Raw genomic sequence first — 674 nt, forward strand, 5'->3', positions numbered from 1 at the left:
CGCGAGTTCCTGCGCGACCCGCGCTTCGGACTCCGCGCCGCCGCCGAGCTCGGCGCCTCCATCGACTACCACCCGCTGCCGTACCACCGGGCGCAGCACCGTCCGGCACCACACCACCTCCCACGGAAGGCACACCCATGTTCCACCTCGGTTGGTTCCTCGGCTACGGCTTCGGTGTCTACGGCTGGAACGGGCAGTGGTCCGGCAACGTCCGCCACGACGTCGCCAACCCGCAGCTCTTCGTCGACGCCGCCACCTCGCTCGAGCGGGCCGGGTTCGACTTCATGATGCTCGAGGACTCGTCCGTCCTCCCCGACGTGTTCGGCTCCTCGTTCGAGCACTCGCTGCGCTCCGCGATCGTGCGGCACGACCCCATGCCGCTGGTCCCGCTGCTCGCCGCCGCGACGAAGCACCTCGGCATCATCGCGACCGCCGCGACGCCCTTCTACCCGCCGTTCCTCGCGGCCCGGCTGATGTCCACGCTCGACCACCTGACGCACGGCCGTGTCGGCATCAACCTCGTCACGGCCTCACCGCACGCGGCCGCGCAGAACTACGGCTACGACCAGCACTTCGAGCACGACGAGCGGTACGCGATGGCCGACGAGTGGATCGACGCGGTCCGGGCGCTCTGGGACACGTGGGACGCCGACGCCCTCGTGCTCGACGAGGCG

At 70.6% G+C, this 674-nt stretch carries 1 protein-coding gene; it reads left to right on the forward strand.

Annotation, left to right across the window (positions count from 1 at the left end; all coding sequences use genetic code 11):
• Positions 1–137: 137 nt before the first annotated feature.
• Positions 138–674: LLM class flavin-dependent oxidoreductase (locus tag BIV01_RS02075; RefSeq protein ID WP_139199177.1), on the forward strand; the 537-nt coding region annotated here is incomplete at its 3' end.

Source organism: Curtobacterium sp. MCBA15_013 (genome assembly GCF_001865095.1).
GTDB lineage: Bacteria > Actinomycetota > Actinomycetes > Actinomycetales > Microbacteriaceae > Curtobacterium.